The 17,658-nt window shown below is 56.3% G+C and carries 15 protein-coding genes; 7 read left to right on the plus strand and 8 right to left on the minus strand.

Features of this window, described 5'->3' with window-relative positions; translation table 11 throughout:
• Window positions 1-43 precede the first annotated feature (43 nt).
• Complete coding sequence (gene iscR, locus ACR0BZ_RS04585; RefSeq protein ID WP_209596301.1) at window positions 44-502, minus strand: Fe-S cluster assembly transcriptional regulator IscR; 459 nt, start codon at window positions 500-502, stop codon at window positions 44-46.
• Between the two features lie 179 nt (window positions 503-681).
• Here iscR and ACR0BZ_RS04590 point away from each other — a divergent pair, with 179 nt between their 5' ends.
• From ACR0BZ_RS04590 to ACR0BZ_RS04615, 6 genes are all read left to right on the plus strand, one after another.
• On the plus strand, window positions 682-1,335 hold the full coding sequence (locus tag ACR0BZ_RS04590; RefSeq protein ID WP_209503893.1) for an alpha/beta hydrolase: 654 nt from the start codon (window positions 682-684) through the stop codon (window positions 1,333-1,335).
• The gene (locus ACR0BZ_RS04595) at window positions 1,335-1,580 is read left to right on the plus strand and encodes a hypothetical protein (RefSeq protein ID WP_267366187.1); all 246 of its coding nucleotides are present in this window, start codon (window positions 1,335-1,337) and stop codon (window positions 1,578-1,580) included. The genes ACR0BZ_RS04590 and ACR0BZ_RS04595 overlap by 1 nt, the downstream gene beginning before the upstream one ends.
• Window positions 1,577-2,746, plus strand: coding sequence for an HD domain-containing protein (locus ACR0BZ_RS04600; protein ID WP_480919572.1), 1,170 nt, complete (start codon window positions 1,577-1,579; stop codon window positions 2,744-2,746). The genes ACR0BZ_RS04595 and ACR0BZ_RS04600 overlap by 4 nt, the downstream gene beginning before the upstream one ends.
• A gap of 362 nt (window positions 2,747-3,108) precedes the next feature.
• On the plus strand, window positions 3,109-3,444 hold the full coding sequence (locus ACR0BZ_RS04605; RefSeq protein WP_267366185.1) for an SMR family transporter: 336 nt from the start codon (window positions 3,109-3,111) through the stop codon (window positions 3,442-3,444).
• Window positions 3,445-3,520: 76 nt separating this feature from the next.
• Window positions 3,521-5,338 carry a translational GTPase TypA gene (typA, locus tag ACR0BZ_RS04610; RefSeq protein WP_267366184.1) on the plus strand — a complete coding sequence of 606 codons (1,818 nt, stop codon included), beginning with the start codon at window positions 3,521-3,523 and terminating at the stop codon, window positions 5,336-5,338.
• 301 nt (window positions 5,339-5,639) lie between these two features.
• On the plus strand, window positions 5,640-6,236 hold the full coding sequence (locus ACR0BZ_RS04615) for a hypothetical protein (protein WP_480919573.1): 597 nt from the start codon (window positions 5,640-5,642) through the stop codon (window positions 6,234-6,236).
• A 215-nt stretch (window positions 6,237-6,451) separates the two neighbouring features.
• Here the strand turns inward: ACR0BZ_RS04615 and ACR0BZ_RS04620 are convergent, their stop codons facing one another.
• From ACR0BZ_RS04620 to recA, 4 genes are all read right to left on the minus strand, one after another.
• Window positions 6,452-7,075 carry a transglutaminase-like cysteine peptidase gene (locus tag ACR0BZ_RS04620; protein ID WP_480480872.1) on the minus strand — a complete coding sequence of 208 codons (624 nt, stop codon included), beginning with the start codon at window positions 7,073-7,075 and terminating at the stop codon, window positions 6,452-6,454.
• 371 nt (window positions 7,076-7,446) lie between these two features.
• A complete protein-coding gene (locus ACR0BZ_RS04625) occupies window positions 7,447-7,734 on the minus strand; it encodes a DUF1330 domain-containing protein (protein WP_480485606.1) in 288 nt (95 codons plus the stop codon).
• 1 nt (window position 7,735) lies between these two features.
• Complete coding sequence (gene alaS / locus ACR0BZ_RS04630) at window positions 7,736-10,408, minus strand: alanine--tRNA ligase (RefSeq protein ID WP_480919574.1); 2,673 nt, start codon at window positions 10,406-10,408, stop codon at window positions 7,736-7,738.
• A 169-nt stretch (window positions 10,409-10,577) separates the two neighbouring features.
• Window positions 10,578-11,645 (minus strand): recombinase RecA, encoded by a 1,068-nt coding sequence (gene recA, locus ACR0BZ_RS04635; protein WP_267366220.1) that lies wholly within the window; start codon window positions 11,643-11,645, stop codon window positions 10,578-10,580.
• 192 nt (window positions 11,646-11,837) lie between these two features.
• On the opposite strand from recA, the gene ACR0BZ_RS04640 reads away from it, so the two are divergent.
• Window positions 11,838-12,431: a sulfotransferase family 2 domain-containing protein gene (locus tag ACR0BZ_RS04640; protein ID WP_480919575.1), complete on the plus strand. Its 594-nt coding sequence runs from the start codon at window positions 11,838-11,840 to the stop codon at window positions 12,429-12,431.
• A gap of 4 nt (window positions 12,432-12,435) precedes the next feature.
• Here the strand turns inward: ACR0BZ_RS04640 and ACR0BZ_RS04645 are convergent, their stop codons facing one another.
• The 3 genes from ACR0BZ_RS04645 to guaB all read right to left on the minus strand — a co-directional run bounded on the left by ACR0BZ_RS04645 (window position 12,436) and on the right by guaB (window position 17,535).
• Window positions 12,436-14,727, minus strand: a complete 2,292-nt coding sequence (locus ACR0BZ_RS04645) for an ATP-binding protein (protein WP_480919576.1) — start codon at window positions 14,725-14,727, stop codon at window positions 12,436-12,438.
• A 108-nt stretch (window positions 14,728-14,835) separates the two neighbouring features.
• Window positions 14,836-15,993 (minus strand): RsmB/NOP family class I SAM-dependent RNA methyltransferase, encoded by a 1,158-nt coding sequence (locus ACR0BZ_RS04650; RefSeq protein WP_480919577.1) that lies wholly within the window; start codon window positions 15,991-15,993, stop codon window positions 14,836-14,838.
• A gap of 93 nt (window positions 15,994-16,086) precedes the next feature.
• Window positions 16,087-17,535, minus strand: coding sequence for an IMP dehydrogenase (gene guaB, locus ACR0BZ_RS04655; protein ID WP_480485596.1), 1,449 nt, complete (start codon window positions 17,533-17,535; stop codon window positions 16,087-16,089).
• Window positions 17,536-17,658: the final 123 nt, after the last annotated feature.

Here is a 17,658-nt window from a genome sequence, read left to right on the forward strand (position 1 = left end):
CTTTTCCTGCACAGAACTCATATGCATGTTCGACTTACCCAGCTCATTCATCGACGACGGAAAACAGGCTTGGAACTGCCGGGCAAGGCGCAAGGTCGTTTCTGATCACATCCGACAGGCGCGTCTGGTGCAGGAAGACATAAACATGCGCGCTCAGGCTTTCCCACAAGCGGTTCGTCAGGGATTGCGCCCTGCTACCCGATGACGCACCGGATGCTCCGGCCCCTTTTTGCAGCGCATCAACTGTCTCATCCACAGCGGCCAGAACCTCGACCACGCGAATCTCGGACGCGGGGCGTGCAAGACGATACCCCCCTCCGGGCCCACGGACAGAAGCAACCAGTTCCGCGCGACGCAGCTTGACGAAAAGCTGCTCAAGATACGGCAGAGAAATGTCCTGCCGTTCCGAGATTTCGCCCAGGGTTACCAGCCGGTCTGTTGGCTGAAGCGCAATATCCGCCAAAGCGACCATCGCGTAACGCCCTTTGGTCGAAAGCTTCATGCCCTGCCCCCTTTTAGCCGGATCTGCGCGAAATCATTGACGCCGACGCTGCCAGTGCGTATCTCCGACTGACAGCGCGATTGCGCCAAGCAATGTAATTAGAACCGTTCTAAGGTGTCCGACGATTATAGTCAAGTATATCCGGATACCCGCACGAAAATGACAGGACCAAAGCACACATGCCCGAGGTGATTTTTCCCGGACCCGAAGGCCGCCTGGAAGGCCGTTACCACCCGCAAAAGGAAAAAGACGCACCGATCGCTATCGTGCTTCACCCGCATCCTCAGTTCGGCGGGACTATGAACAACAAGGTGGTCTATAACCTGCACTATGCCTTTTACAACATGGGCTTCACCGTGCTGCGCTTTAACTTCCGCGGCGTCGGTCGCAGCCAGGGCGAATACGATCAGGGCGTAGGCGAGCTGAGCGATGCGGCATCTGCGCTGGATTACCTGCAATCCATGAACAACAACTCGAAACACTGCTGGGTTGCAGGCTTTTCGTTTGGGGCGTGGATTGGAATGCAGTTGCTGATGCGCCGCCCCGAAATCACGGGTTTCATTAGCGTGTCACCGCCTGCCAACATGTATGACTTTTCCTTCCTTGCGCCCTGCCCGTCTTCGGGTCTGATCATCAACGGATCGGCTGACCGTGTGGCACCACCAGCGGATACCACCGCGCTGGTCAACAAGCTGCACGAGCAAAAAGGGATCACGATCACCCATAACGAGGTTGAGGGCGCGGATCATTTCTTCCAGGAACGCCACATGGACACGCTGATCACAGATGTCAGCGACTATGTGAAACGTCGGCTGACCGAGAACACCCGCTAATGTCCGACACCATCACATCGCTCGCGGCCAAACTGGCCGAAGATACGATGAAGGTCATGGACGAAACTGGCGAAGACCGGTTCTTCGTGGAGGTAGGTGAAGTGCTTGGTGCGGCGTCTCAATCTCTGGAAGAGGCTTTCCTGACAGAAATCCGCGTGCGTCTGGCTGAACGCAAGGCCAGACAATTCGTGATCAAGCGCCTCGCTTCGCATCGCGCGAAACTCAAGGCGATTGAAAAGCAATGACCGATCGCCTGGTTGCGCAGGTCGCATTTCTGAAACGGGCCGACAATCTGAAACTGGTCGAGCGGGCAAATGTCCTGCTTGACCAGTCAAGGCCCGAAAACTCCGCCGAACACAGCTGGCACTTGGCATTGTGGGCAATGGTCATGGCACCACTGGCCGGGCCGGACATCTCGGTCGACCGGGTCATCCGCATGTTGCTGCTGCATGATCTGGTCGAGATCGTGACAGGTGATCACCCGATTCACCTCAACACGGATTGGGATACCGTGGCCGAGGCTGAACAGGCCGCAGCACAGGAATTGTTTGGCCTGTTGCCCAACGAACAGGCACAGGAATTTCTTTCTCTCTGGCACGAATTCGAGGCGGACCAGACCCCGGATGCCCGGTTCGCCAAGATTCTGGATCGCTGCCAGCCGCTGTTTCAGGTTCTGTGCGCCACCGACCCGCGACACGATCATGTGGACATTGCGCGGTCGAACCTGGCGGGAGGGCGCGCAGCTTACCTGGCCCATGCGTTTCCACTGGCCCATCAGCATGCCACAAACCTCTTGACCAAGTCGGACCCTCAGGATGACGCATTCACGAAAAGATTGGCGTTTCTCACAGAAGCGGACCAGTTGAAATCCGTTCTGCGCGCGTCACGCCTGATGGCCAGTGACCGGTTCGAAAACTCGGCGGAACATTCGTGGCATGTCATGCTCTACGCCTGGGTATTGTCGGAATACGCGCATTCGGATGTTCAAGTGGACCGAACCCTCCAGATGTTGCTTTTGCACGATGTTGTCGAAATCGACGCGGGCGACCACCCGATCCACGGACATGTCGACCACGCGGAACAAGAAGCCAAGGAACAGGCCGCCGCCAAACGACTGTTTGGCCTTCTGCCTGACTGTCAACACAGGTCATTTACTGAACTATGGCGCGAGTTTGAGGCGGCTGAAACCCCGGAAGCCAGATTTGCAAAGGCTGTTGACCGGTTTCAAACACCCATAGCAAATCTGGAAACAGGTGGCGGATCATGGGTCGAATACAAAGTAAAATTCGATCAGATTGTAACACGTGTCCGACCAGCTATTGCAGCGGGAGCACCTCAGCTGTGGGACTGGTTGCAACCGCAACTGGTTGCGCATTTCGATAATGGCGAAACACCCGATCCTCAAACATAAAAAAAGGAGCCTGAAGGCTCCTTTTTTCTTGCTTGGTTTCTAGCGGCGTTCAAAAAACACTACTACCATCAAACTGTTGAACCACGTTGGCTGCATTCACTTCGACGGACCCCCCGTCAGCAAGCCACCCAATCGCCACTATCAGACCCGAAGCAAATATGATTGATTTCGCAAATAACGTCATCGCTCAAAACTCATTAACAAAAATAAAAAATATAGGGCGAATATTACATTCATTCGATTGAAAAAACAGTCAGGTATACCTGACCCAAGGTAATCTTGTAGACTGCATGGCGGTCGACGTATTTCACTCACGAAAATCGCCACCAAGCCATTCGACCCACCCTTTTCGAGGTACTCAAATGCCCCAAGCCTATCTGTATCTGTTACTGGCAGTGCTGGCGGAAACCATTGGCACGACGGCCTTGCAAGCCAGCCAGCAGTTTTCGCGGTTCTGGCCATCCGTGATCGTTGTCGTTGGGTACGCGTTTGCGTTTTACCTCATGGCACTAACGCTGAAATTCATGCCAGTCGGTATTGTTTATGCAATCTGGTCCGGTCTCGGTATATTCCTGATCGCCGTGATAGGATTCATCGTGTTCGGCCAAAGGCTGGACTGGCCTGCGATCCTGGGGTTGACGTTGATATTGTCCGGAATCCTGATCATTCACCTCTTTTCAAAGACTGCCGGGCACTGAAGGCCGGTTAGGGCTGGTATATTTTGCCGCGCCGCGTTATGCGCGCGGCAACTTCCCGTTCAAAGGCTGACCTCTCATGGACCTGCGCAACATCGCAATCATCGCTCACGTGGACCACGGCAAAACGACCCTGGTGGACGAGCTGCTTAAACAATCCGGTGCATTCCGGGAAAATCAGGCCGTCGCGGAACGCGCCATGGACAGTAACGACCTGGAGCGTGAACGCGGCATCACCATCCTGGCCAAGGCCACCTCGGTTGAGTGGAAAGACACACGCATCAATATTGTCGACACCCCTGGCCACGCCGATTTCGGCGGCGAGGTCGAGCGCATCCTCAGCATGGTCGACGGTGTTGTTCTTTTGGTGGACGCCGCAGAAGGCCCAATGCCCCAGACCAAGTTTGTAACGTCCAAGGCACTGGCGCTGGGCCTACGCCCGATCGTGGTTCTGAACAAGGTCGACAAGCCGGATGCCGAACCGGATCGCGCGCTGGACGAATGCTTTGACCTGTTCGCCAACCTCGGCGCGGATGACGACCAGTTGGATTTCCCTTCAATGTACGCCTCGGGCCGTTCGGGCTGGGCGGATATGGAGCTGGACGGCCCCCGCAAGGACTTGAGCGCGCTTTTCGACCTGATCGTCGATCATGTTCCTGCTCCGAAGCAGGTCGATCACAAAAATGAACCCTTCCGGATGCTGGCCACGACACTGGGCAGCGATCCCTTCATCGGCCGTATCCTGACCGGCCGTGTGGAAAGCGGTACGCTGAAGGCTGGCGACAGCCTCAAGGCGCTCAGCCGCGATGGTTCGGTCATCGAAAACTTCCGCGCCACGAAAATCCTGGCGTTCCGGGGACTGGCCCAGCAGCCCATCGATGTGGCCGAAGCAGGCGACATCGTGACCATCGCTGGCATGAGCAAAGCCACCGTAGCGGATTCGCTGGTTGCCCCTCAGGTCACTGAGGCCCTGCCCGCGCAGCCCATCGATCCGCCGACCATTACCGTGACCTTCGGTATCAATGATTCTCCACTAGCAGGCCGTGACGGCAAAAAAGTTCAATCTCGCGTCATACGTGACCGCCTGATGAAAGAAGCCGAGTCGAACGTCGCCATCCGTGTCACCGACACCCCCGGCGGCGAGGCGTTCGAAGTTGCGGGCCGCGGCGAGCTGCAAATGGGCGTTCTGATCGAGAATATGCGCCGAGAAGGCTTTGAGCTTAGCATCTCGCGCCCGCAGGTTCTGTTCCGTGAGGAAGACGGGCAGCGGCTTGAGCCCATCGAAGAAGTCACCATCGATGTGGATGACGAATATTCTGGTTCCGTTATCGAAAAGATCACCGGCGCCCGCAAAGGTGAACTGGTCGAGATGCGCCCGGCTGGTACCGGCAAGACGCGGATCATCGCCCATGTCCCGTCCCGTGGTCTGATTGGTTACCACGGCGAATTTCTGACCGACACGCGCGGTACCGGTGTACTGAACCGTGTGTTCCACGATTGGGCGCCACATAAGGGGCAAATTCCGGGCCGTCGCGCAGGCGTTCTGATCTCGATGGAGAAAGGTCAGGCTGTGGCTTATGCGCTGTGGAACCTGGAAGAGCGTGGCCGTATGTTTGTTGGTCCGCAAACAGACGTATATCAGGGTATGGTGATCGGCGAACACTCGCGTGACAACGACCTGGAAGTGAACCCGCTCAAAGGCAAGAAGTTGACAAACGTGCGCGCCAGTGGATCCGACGACGCGGTCCGCCTGACGCCGCATATTCAGTTCTCACTGGAAGAGGCAATTGCCTATATCGACGATGATGAACTGGTGGAAGTCACACCAAACGCGGTACGCCTGCGAAAGCGTTTTCTTGACCCGCACGAGCGTAAGCGGATGGCCAAATCTGCCTAGAACACCCTCAGGTTGCAAACTGACCAAACGGAAACAATGGCATTAGTGTGGCATATTTGCTTCCAATACGACAAAAGACGAAATCAGAAAAACCGGGCTCACTGCCCGGTTTTTATTTGAAAACTAACACCTTTCTCCGCATGGTTGAAGATTTCTGACACAAACCACACCAACAAGATATTGTACGCGCCCTCGAATTATGGTCAAAACACGTCAGAAGTGTGACGTCCTTCGCAAACACCGATACGGGAATGGTGCATAGAAGGACGTAGTTTAGTTATCGAGTTCCAAGGAGTTCAAAATGGGTAATAGAGCTCGCAAGTTTCCACTGTTTTTTATTGCGACAACTTTTCTGCTTTCACCTGCCGGTGAAACCTTTGCCGCTGGGACATGTACGGTTGCAACAGCACGGCAATCCGCTGCGTCCGCGCAGGTTTTGTGCGAATGCGATACTGTGACATCCGGCATGATCCGCTACATTCAACGCCGTCATGACTTCGATCAGATCCTGGCGCGCGTCGGTGCAGAATGCGCCCCGCTGGCAGGTCTGCTAAGTGACTTCCCGACCGCATCGATCGGTGTCTCAGACCAGAGATCCGGCGACGGACCTTCCCAGGAAAATGGCACGCCCCCCAATGGTGGCGACGGTAACCCAACCGGTGGCGAAGAGCCTGGTGGTGAAGAACCAGGTGGCGAAGAGCCCGGTGGTGAAGAACCCGGTGGTGAAGAGCCCGGTGGCGAAGAGCCCGGTGGCGAAGAGCCCGGTGGCGAAGAACCCGGTGGCGAAGAGCCCGGTGGCGAAGAGCCCGGTGGCGAAGAGCCCGGTGGCGAAGAGCCCGGTGGCGAAGAGCCCGGTGGCGAAGAGCCCGGTGGCGAAGAGCACGAAGAAGACCGATAGAGACGAAATCGAGTATCAGCGAACCGGGCCTAGGAAAGCGGAGCGTATTCGACAGCAAAAGCTTTGCTGGTCAAGGCTTCGGGGCTAGAATACGTCGATACGCAAAACGTTCGGATTAATCCGTCCAAACGTCAGGTCAAAGACTACACTCTTGGGCGCAGATCAAATCTGCGTCTAAGGGCAGGAATTTGTGTATGTCGAAGATTCCGCTGAGATCAGCTGCGCCCGTAAACGCCAACCCATTGACTGGGCCGCTTCGGGTCTTGCATGCGCAGGAACAGATAGCGCGTAGCTGTCCAGGGCTTGATCCGGTTTGTGAGATTGTCCAAGATCAGGTCGCCCTGCGCCGAGCGGTAGACCAGAACCGCATGAGGCGTCCGGCGTGTGTCCAGAACGGTCGCAATCAAAAGCTTACTTGGATCAACCCCGGCATGGATCAGATCCCTTTTCTTCAACAATGCAAAGTCTTCACAATCACCGCCTCTGGGTGTTGGCAAGGCCCATCGCTCGCGCGTTTTGTACTGGGACTGATCCGTAACTTCCCGGGTCGACGCGTTTACGCGGCGATTCACTTGATTTACCACCGTCAGCTCTTGGTGGCTGGACAACGTGACCGAGCGTTTTGCAGTGCAAGCCCAGTTATATTGGTTGCATAGGTTGATCGCGCCTGAGGGCGGAGGTGAAGACGCAACGATAGGGATAAAGACGCCGTCGGATGCCTGCGCGACAGGTGCGGAGGCGATGACGCCGATACACACAGTGCAGATACCCAATGCGCGCGCCGCAGCCGATGCAAGAGCGGCAACACACCTCTTGGCTAAATTCGCGAATGAAATCATGCGAGTTCCCCGATCCGATGTTCTTCGAACGATTGCATGTCCAACTGCACCACATTCTGTTTCTTGAAACTATCTGTGACCAGGCGTTTCGCGCAATCTTTTGAGACCCTGCAAAGGAAACGGGGCGAAAATTCGTCCGAGAATCTGACAATTTCACGTAAGAATTTTGTTGGCGCGGCCACAATTCAGCCAAGAACCATTCGGCAGAGCGGGAGCGTTGAAGGGTAAGCAATTGAAATAAAACTATTAAACAAAAAAAGCCCGCTGTCGCGGGCTGATCTTTATGAACTGAACAGGACATAAGCCGAATCTTGCTTATTCACCGTCAGTTTTCTCGGAATTATCAGTATCTTGGATACTAAACCCGAAGTTCACTCCGTGATTTCGACCACAACCAGTTCACGCTCGCTTGCGCCGCGCGCGTGATTCAGGGCCTGCTGGTAGTCATCCGAGTTATAGCAATCAACCGCTGCCTCCAGCGTTGGGAAGCGGGCCACCACGTTTCGTGGACGTTCCTTGCCTTCCAGCTGAACGTATCGCGCAGCACGGGCGATAAACTCGCCCCCGTGCTTGGCGATGGCCGGTCCGGCCAGTTCGGCGTATTTGCCGTAAGCCTCGGTGTCCGTCACCGTGACATGCGCAATCCAAAGAGCAGCCATATTATCCTCCCAAAACCTGTTGTGCGGCCTTGATTGCCGCCTCTGCATTTGACGCATCCTTGCCGCCGCCCTGGGCCATGTCAGGACGGCCGCCGCCGCCTTTTCCGCCCAACTCGATCACGGCCGCTTTTACAAGATCCACCGCCGAAATTCGTCCGGTCAGATCTTCCGTCACACCAGCCGCAACGGCCGCCTTGCCGCCCGTATCCGCAATCAGCAGCACCGCACCCGATCCAAGGCGGCTTTTGTGTTCGTCGATCAACGCAGGGAGGTCCTTGCCTGAAACACCGCTGAGGGCTTGCGCCAGGAATCTCACACCATTTACGTCCCGCGCCTCGGCACCACCGCCCTGACCGGCCCCGCCAGCCATAGCCAGATCCCGGCGCAACTGAGCCACTTCGTTCTGCAAAGCCTTGCGTTCGTCCAGAAGGCTTTTCACGCGCGCCACAACGTCGTCCGGTTGCGCCTTCAGTTCTGATGCGACCTGAGCCAGACGTTGATCCTGTGCCGAAAGATAGCGGAAGGCTTCATCCCCGGTCAGCGCTTCGATCCGGCGCACACCTGCACTGCTGGCGCTGTCACCCAACACAACAAAGGTGCCGATATCTCCTGTCTGGCGCACATGTGTACCGCCACAGAGTTCTATCGACCACGTATCGCCGTCATGGCCTTTGCCTGTTGGTGCCTTGCCCATGGAGACGACACGAACCTCGTCACCATATTTCTCGCCGAACAGGGCCTGCGCGCCCAATGCGCGCGCGTCGTCGGGTGTCATGACCCGGGTTTCAACAGTCGAATTCTGGCGGATGAAATCGTTCACCTCGCGTTCGACTTTTTGGATTTCCTCCAGGCTCAGCGCTTTGGAATGACTGAAGTCGAACCGCAGACGATCCGCCGCGTTCAGCGAACCGCGTTGTGCTACGTGGTCGCCCAGTGTTTCGCGCAATGCTTCATGCAGCAGGTGCGTGGCCGAGTGATTGGCGCGAATGGCGGAACGGCGGGCGTGATCAACCTCAAGCTCTACCGCATCGCCTTTGCGAACAACTCCGCTTTGAACTGCTACCTTATGAGCATAGACCTTGCCGTCGGCAAACTTCCTCGTGTCCTCTACGCGGCTCAGGTGATCGCGATCCTCCAGCCTACGCAACGCGCCAGTATCGCCGACCTGACCGCCGGCCTCCCCGTAGAACGGGGTCTGGTTCACGACGACCCAACCGCTGCTGCCCGCGTCGATCTTGTCAACCAGTGCGCCATCAACAACCAGGGCGACAACCTGCGCTTCGGCTTTCTCGGTATCGTAGCCCAGAAAATCCGTCGCACCGGCGGTATCCAGCACATCAAACCATACAACCTGATCCGCTGCTTCACCTGACCCGGCCCATGCAGCACGTGCCTTGGCCTTCTGTTCAGCCATCGCGGTGTCAAAACCGTCCGTGTCGACGCTCAGGCCCTTTTCACGCAGCGCATCCTGCGTAAGATCCAGTGGGAAGCCATACGTGTCGTAAAGCTTAAAGGCCGCTTCACCTGACAGGGGTGCCCCCTCGGAAAGCCCTGAAACCTCATCATCCAGCAACTTCAAACCACGGTCCAGCGTCTGCTTGAACCGGGTTTCTTCCAGCAGCAGCGTCTCTTCGATAAGCGGTTGCGCCTGTTTCAGTTCAGAATAATGCCCGCCCATCTGCTGCACCAGCGTAGGCACCAGGCGATGCATGACAGGATCCTTGGCGCCCAGCAGGTGCGCATGGCGCATGGCGCGGCGCATGATCCGGCGCAGAACATATCCCCGGCCGTCATTGCTGGGCATCACACCGTCTGCAATCAGGAACGAGGTCGACCGCAGGTGATCCGCGATCACCCTGTGATGCACGTTCTGGTCGCCATACGGGTCGACACCAGTCGCATCTGCCGAAGCCTCGATCAGGGTTTTGAACAGGTCGGTGTCGTAATTATCATGGCTGCCCTGCAACAGCGCCCCAATCCGTTCTAGCCCCATACCGGTATCGATAGACTGCATGTCAAGCTCGACCATCGAGCCATCTTCGAACTGCTCGTTTTGCATGAAAACGACGTTCCAGATTTCGATGAACCGGTCGCCATCTTCTTCGGGTGAACCCGGAGGGCCGCCCCAGATGTGATCGCCGTGATCATAGAAGATCTCGGTACACGGGCCGCAAGGTCCGGTCGGACCCATCTGCCAGAAATTGTCATTGGTGGCGATGCGAATGATCCGGTCCTCGGGCACGCCGACCTTTTTCCAGATTTCAAAGGCTTCATCATCGGTATGATAGACGGTGGTCAACAGGCGGGTCTTGTCGATACCGAATTCCCTGGTGATCAGCTCCCAGGCAAATGGGATCGCTTCATGTTTGAAATAATCCCCGAATGAGAAGTTTCCCAGCATCTCAAAAAACGTGTGGTGACGCGCCGTATAGCCAACATTGTCAAGATCGTTGTGCTTGCCGCCCGCACGCACACATTTCTGGGCCGTGGTGGCGCGTTTGTAATCGCGGGTTTCCAGACCGGTAAACAGGTTCTTGAACTGCACCATGCCTGAGTTCACGAACATCAGTGTCGGGTCATTGCGCGGCACCAGCGGGCTGGACGCGACGACCTCATGCCCTTGTTTTTCAAAGTAGTTCAGAAAAGTCGATCGGATGTCGTTCAGGGTTGGCATAGGGCTCTCTCGGCGCACATATATCTTGGTCTCCGTTGGTTTAGCCCCCTGTCAGGTGAGTGTCCACAGCAGAGGCACTCAGGAACGAAACAAGGCGACCCGATCAGGCCGCCTTGTTTCAAGTGATACAGTCTTTGCGCAGATGTCAGGGGTTACCCACCTCAGGACATCAGGCCTCCAGAATATCGTCATCCTCAGCAACGCCTGGCGACATATCGAATTCCAGCCCATGCGCCGCGCGGATCTTGTCTTCGATGTCCAGCGCCACCCGGCTGTTTTCCCGCAGGTATTGTTTGGCGTTCTCACGCCCCTGCCCGATCCGCTCATCACCATAGCTGAACCAGGACCCGGACTTTTCGACAACACCAGCTTTAACACCCAAATCCAGCAATTCGCCCATCTTCGAGATGCCTTCGCCGTACATGATATCAAACTCGACCTGCTTGAACGGCGGTGCGACCTTGTTCTTCACAACTTTGACGCGGGTCTGGTTCCCGACCACTTCATCCCGGTCCTTGATTGCGCCAATCCGGCGGATATCCAGCCGAACCGAGCTGTAGAATTTCAGCGCATTGCCACCGGTTGTGGTTTCCGGGCTGCCGAACATCACGCCGATCTTCATCCGGATCTGGTTGATGAAGATGACCATGCAGTTCGAACGGCTGATCGAGCCTGTCAGTTTGCGCATTGCCTGGCTCATCAGCCGGGCCTGAACACCCACGCTGCTGTCGCCCATGTCCCCTTCGAGTTCCGATTTCGGCGTCAGGGCAGCGACCGAGTCGACAACAACCATATTGACTGCGCCCGAGCGTACCAGAGTATCTGTGATTTCAAGCGCCTGCTCACCGGTGTCAGGCTGGGAGATCAAAAGCTCATCCAGATCAACGCCCAGCTTGCGGGCATATTGCGGGTCCAGAGCGTGTTCCGCATCTACGAACGCGCAAACTCCGCCGCGCTTTTGCTGCTCAGCAATGCAATGAAGGGTCAAAGTGGTTTTACCCGAGCTCTCAGGCCCGTAAATCTCAACGATACGCCCCATCGGCAGCCCGCCGATACCCAGCGCGATATCCAGACCCAGCGACCCGGTCGAGCTCGCCTCGATGTCCTGCCGGGCATCTTCTCCCAGCTTCATGATCGACCCCTTGCCGAACTGCCGTTCGATCTGGGCCAGCGCACTGTCGAGCGCCTTTTGCTTGTCTGCGTTTTTCTTGTCGCTCATTGTCAGAAGATCCGCCATTGTCCTGTCGCCTTCCCTTTTGTCACACCCTTAATCGGGCGGCAATCGCTGCTTTGTTCGCCTCTTGTTCCTTATGAGATCAAAAAGAGAACATTTCAACTAAAACTTACAGATATCAGTCTTCTGCAATTGTGTTAAAGAGTCGTTTACGACAATCTGCACAAGTAACATGGCAACCTTGGGAACCAATAAATGCTTGTTTTTTATAAAGAACGACTTGCTTTTCTTTCAGTCCCCAAGACCGGAAGCACGGCTTATCACACGGCGTTGCGTGACCGGGCCGATCTCATCGTGACACATCCACCTGAGCTGAAACACGCCCCGGTGCGTCGGTATGACCGGTTTTTCCAGACCATGTTTCGAAAACTGTTTGATACCGAGATGGAAATTATGGCCATTGTGCGCGAACCGTTGGATTGGCTGGGCAGCTGGTACCGGTTTCGCAGTCGTGAAGACTTGATAGGTCAACCGCGCTCGACACGTGACATGAGTTTTGACGCATTCGTGCAAGCCTATTTGCTGGACACACGTCCCGAGTTCGCCAATGTCGGCAGCCAGGCGCATTTCTTCCGTACCCGCAACGACAGTTCTGGCGCTCGTCATATCTTCAAATACGAACATCAAGACAAGGTGTTGGACTTTCTGCAAACACGTCTGGACATGCAGATCGACCTGAAGCGCGAAAACGTATCGCCTCCGGGAGATTTGCATCTGTCACCTGCTACCGAACAGAAGTTTCGAAATGCCTGCCCGGAAGAATTTGCGCTGCACAAAGCCGCATTGTGACCCATCAATTGAGTTGTTGAAACACAGCCTCTGTCAATTGGTTGAGGGAAAACGGTTTGGGCAGGAAGGTTGAGTTGGCAATATCCGGACCGGTATCACCGAAAACACCTTCGGTATACCCGGACACGAAAATCACACGCGCATCCGGGCGCGTCTCCCTAGCCTTGCGCACCCAAGTGGGCCCGTCCATTCCTGGCATGACAACATCTGTGACGAATACATCAACACTTAACGCGGAATCTTCAAGCAGTCGAAGCGCCTCTTCCGCCGAGTCCGCCTCGAGCACGGTGTAACCTTTCAGCCGCAGGGCGCGGGTCGCAAAGGCGCGAACAGGCGCCTCATCCTCGACCAGCAGCACCACGCCTTCGCCCTGCCTGGCGCTCTGGGCTTCGGGCTGGACTGGCGATTCAGTTTCGACCTCGGACGTCGTCGCGCAAACCGGAAGAAAGACAGTGAACTCGGTGCCCCGTCCAATTGCGCTGTCGACAAAGATAAACCCACCGGTTTGCTTTACGATCCCGTAGGCTGTTGACAACCCCAACCCGGTGCCCTCACCAGTTCGTTTCGTGGTGTAGAAGGGTTCGAAAATCTTCTGCAGCTTATCTGCTGGGATACCAACACCGCCATCCACAACCTTGACTGTCACATAGTCGCCCGGTTGTACGGTTGCCCTGTCCCGCATGAGAGGTTGAAAAAGGGTCAACACACTGGTTTCAATGCGAATTTCACCACCGTCCGGCATGGCATCTCGTGCGTTAACGACAAGGTTCATCAGCACCTGCTCAAGTTGACGCTTGTCCGCCCGCACGGGTTTGAGCACCGGATCGTGGCTCAGCGTCAATTGCACCTTCTCGCCAACCAAACGGTTCAGCAAGTGAATAAGATCCGATATCGTGTCACGCAGATCCAACACTTCGGGCCTGAGGGTCTGTTTTCGCGAAAACGCCAAAAGCTGACTGACCAGCGCGGCGGCCCGGTTGGCATTCTGATTGATCTGCACCAAATCCCCGTAATCCGGGTCATTCTGATCATGGCGCAACAGCAGCAGATCGCAGTGACCGGAAATGGCCGTCAGCAGGTTGTTGAAATCATGTGCAACACCTCCGGCCAATTGCCCTACGGCCTGCATCTTCTGGCCCTGAACGAATTGAGCTTCCAGAGTCTTCAGTTCAGTCGCATCGTTCAGAACCGCGATCAGGCATATCTTTCCATCGACAAACACACGGCTCAGGGTGACTTGAACAAAGATTTCCTTGTCGTCCCTAATGAACTGCAAAAACTCTGATCGCTGCGTTTCTTCATGCGCCTCGGTTCGTTTCAACCAATCCAGCACAGGGCCCCCTACGCCCCGCATGATGTCGCTGATGTTACTGCCTTCAAGCTGCTTCTTTCCCAACAGTTTCGCCGCCAGCCGATTACTGTCCAGAATGATGCCGTCCTCGGAAAGTCTGAGGATTGGAACCGGGAGGTCAGAGAAGGACATGACCGCATCCTGTGCGGGCATCTGCGTAATCGGTAACAAACAAAGGCTTCGTTCCGACCCGGATTGAGAAAATTCGGACACGGCTGCCAGAATATGACCATCGCGGGTCCTGACTGCGTTGACAGCCCCGATCCGCGGTTCGGCTTCGCTGAAAATATCCTGCGCCCCGGCAGGGTGCGCACCAAACAAACGCTCGGCCGTGGCATTGACGCGCAATATTTCACCTTCGCGTCCAAGTGTTATGACCGGCAAGCCAAGGGTTTGCCAACTCTCCTGTTGAACACAGCTGAAACTCCAGCAGAACAGCCCCGGCCTCAATTGATGCACGGAAACCGAAATGGTCCGGTCGCCACCGGGAAACTCGCTCTGGGCGCGTCCCGCGGACTGCGCCCGCGATTGCAGGCTTAGTAAAATCGCCGACGGATTGGCAAACTTGGAGCGCAAACAGCGGGTCAGGGGTTCGCCCCGTACGGCCCCCAGCTTTTTCTCGGCCAGGACGTTCGCGGCCAATATATCACCATACCCGTTTGAGATCGCAACCGGAGCATCCTCGCGTTCTGCGAAAGCGACAAAAAGGGCTGATGTCTGTTGCAAATGCCTGTTTGCAATCGCCCCCTTGATCCCAAACAAAAGCGCCACAACCAGCAGTGAAATGCCTGTTGCCAGCAAACCCTTTGTCCAATCCGACGGCAGAAACCCAACCGCAGGTGCCAGGCTAATCAACAGCGCCACAAACACCAACGACCCGATCCGAAACACCGATGGAGTATTGGCGGCTGAAGGGGCTGGAACAAATTCAGTGATGTCAGGCATAAACGGCTCGGGCACAGGTTTTGCGGTAATAACAGGTAGAATTGGTTAACACTCGCCTAACGGCGCTAAAAAACAAATCAGCTACCCAGGGTTGTATTTACCGAAAGATCAGCGCGTCAAGTGTGACGTAAAGAACCCGTCGGACCCGCGCGTTACCTGCCATGCCTGCCGGAAGGTTTCGCGCCAACCCGAATGTTGTGTCAGAAACCTGTCGACAACCGCATCGTTCTCGTCGGCAAGAACCGAACACGTTGCATAAGCCAGCACTCCGCCTGCTTGGACCAATGGCGTGATATCTGCGAGAATGTCAGCCTGAATGACCGTGAGTTCTTGCAAACGTTCTTCAGTCAACGCCCATTTGCCTGCCGGTGCGCGCCGCCACGAACCGCTGCCAGAACACGGGGCGTCGGCCAAAACGACGTCAAAAGGCCCGTGACCAGCAAGTTCCGCGCTGTTCAGGATGGTTATTCTGGCCCCTGCCCGTTCTGCCCGCGCTGGAATATCCTTCATTCGGCGCGCATTCACATCATGAGCGTAAACCTCGACACCCTTGTAGGCAGCAATCGCAAGCGACTTGCCGCCGCCCCCAGCGCAATAGTCCAAAACGCGCATTCCAGGGCGCAGATCCAAGGAAGCAACAACCGCCTGACTTGCCGCATCCTGAAGCTCGACCAAACCCTGAGCGTATGCCTGGCTTTGCGCGATCCGACGCGCGCGCTCTGTCACCTCCAGAGCGGTTTCACATATCTGCGTTGGACGGGCTGAAATACCGTCGGTCGCCAAAGCATCAATCGCCCGGGTTACATCCGTTTTCAACAAGTTGACCCGCAGAATAACCGGAGCGCGTTCCTGCAATGCCAATGCGCAAGGAACGGCGGCATCATTCAAGGATGCGACGAACTTTGGCCACAGCCATTCGGGAAAATCATATCTCTCGGCTTCGGATGCAAAATCCCTTGATACTTCGTCATTTTGAAGGGCTTCGGGCGCGTGGCGGTCGCTGGTAAACAACTCAACCGGATCTTCACCCGATGCGCGAAAGGCGCCGATCATCAGGCCGCGACCAGTTCCGGAACCACCCAACGCAGCAAACGAGCGTTTGCACCGCAAAGCGTCAAACACATGATCGCGAATAGCTGCCCGATCCTTGGAGCCCGCAAACCTGCTGCGCCGCGCCCAGCCGGTCAGCGCCTTTTCAACCGGGGCCCCGGCGAGAATTTCATCCAGAATTTCAATCGAGGCCTGAACGCGGGCAGCAGGTGTCATCACGGATTACCTTGGCTGAAAAAGGCCGTGACAGGCCAATCCAAAATCACTACGGCACCCCGTGCTAGGGTGCCGTATGTCATGCGCAACGGCTTACATCACCCGGTAGTTCGGGCTTTCACGTGTGATTTGAACATCGTGTACGTGGCTCTCTTTCAGACCTGCGCCCGTGATCTTCACGAATTGGCAGTTTCTGCGCATCTCTTCGACGGTCGCGCAGCCGGTGTATCCCATCGCGGCGCGCAAACCACCAACAAGCTGGTGGATCACTGCACTGGCTGATCCTTTGTAAGGAACCTGCCCTTCGATCCCTTCGGGTACCAGCTTATCATTTGCCGCGTCCTTCTGGAAATACCGATCCGCTGATCCGCGCGCCATCGCACCAAGACTGCCCATACCGCGATAGGATTTGAACGACCGGCCCTGATACAGAATGACCTCACCCGGGCTTTCGTCTGTGCCCGCGATCATCGAACCGACCATGGCGCACGACGCACCGGCGGCAATTGCCTTGGCAAAATCGCCCGAAAACTTGATGCCACCATCCGCAATGACCGGAACATCCCCCGCCGCGGCGGCACAATCACTGATCGCGGTCAACTGAGGGACACCAACGCCCGCCACCATGCGTGTTGTACAGATCGAGCCGGGGCCAATACCCACCTTGATGGCGTCAGCACCTGCGTCGATCAGCGCCTTGGTCGCCTCGCCTGTAGCAACGTTTCCGGCAATGATCTGAACCTCGTTCGACAGGGTTTTGACCCGTCTCACCGCATCCAGCACGCCCTGAGAGTGACCATGCGCCGTATCGACGACAATGATATCAACGCCCGAAGCCACCAGCTGCTCGGACCGCTCAAAACCCGCGTCTCCAACCGAAGTCGCGGCAGCCACTCGCAGGCGGCCAAGCCGGTCTTTACACGCTGTTGGGTTCAGAACCGCCTGTTCGGTGTCTTTCAACGTTAGCAGACCTGTAAGTTTTCCCGTGCCATCGACCACAAGCAATTTTTCGATACGACGGGCCCGCATCAGGCTTTTAGCCTCTTCCAGATCGGCGGGTTCTTTCAGCATTGCCAGGTTTTCCGAGGTCATCATCGCCTTGATCGGAGTGTTGTCGGAATTGGCAAAGCGCATATCCCTGTTGGTCACGATACCAACCACGCGGCCATCCGCGTCAACTACCGGGAAACCGGTAAAATTATAGCGCTCGACCAAAGCCTTCGCATCGGCCAGGGTTTGGTCCGCGCGCAAGGTAACAGGGTTGTAGACGATGCCCGACTCGAACCGTTTGACGCGGCGAACTTCGCGAGACTGCTCTTCTACGGAAAGGTTCTTGTGGATGACCCCGATACCGCCTGCCTGTGCCATGGCAATGGCCATGCGCGCCTCGGTCACCGTGTCCATGGCCGAGCTCAGCAGCGGGATGTTCATGGTAATCTCACGCGTGACACGCGTGGTGGTGTCCGCTGTTGCCGGCAGCACTGAAGATGCGGCCGGAACCAGAAGAACGTCGTCAAAGGTGAGTGCCTCACGAATCTGCATCTGAATACCCCATGCAAAAGCCCGTTTGGCGGTGACCCTATTGCATGGATTGAACCAAAGGAAAAGCCCTTGAGGGCAACTCTGTGGCTCTAGTTGACTATACAGCCAAAGAAAACGACGCAT

The organism is Ruegeria sp. P8 (assembly GCF_056534665.1).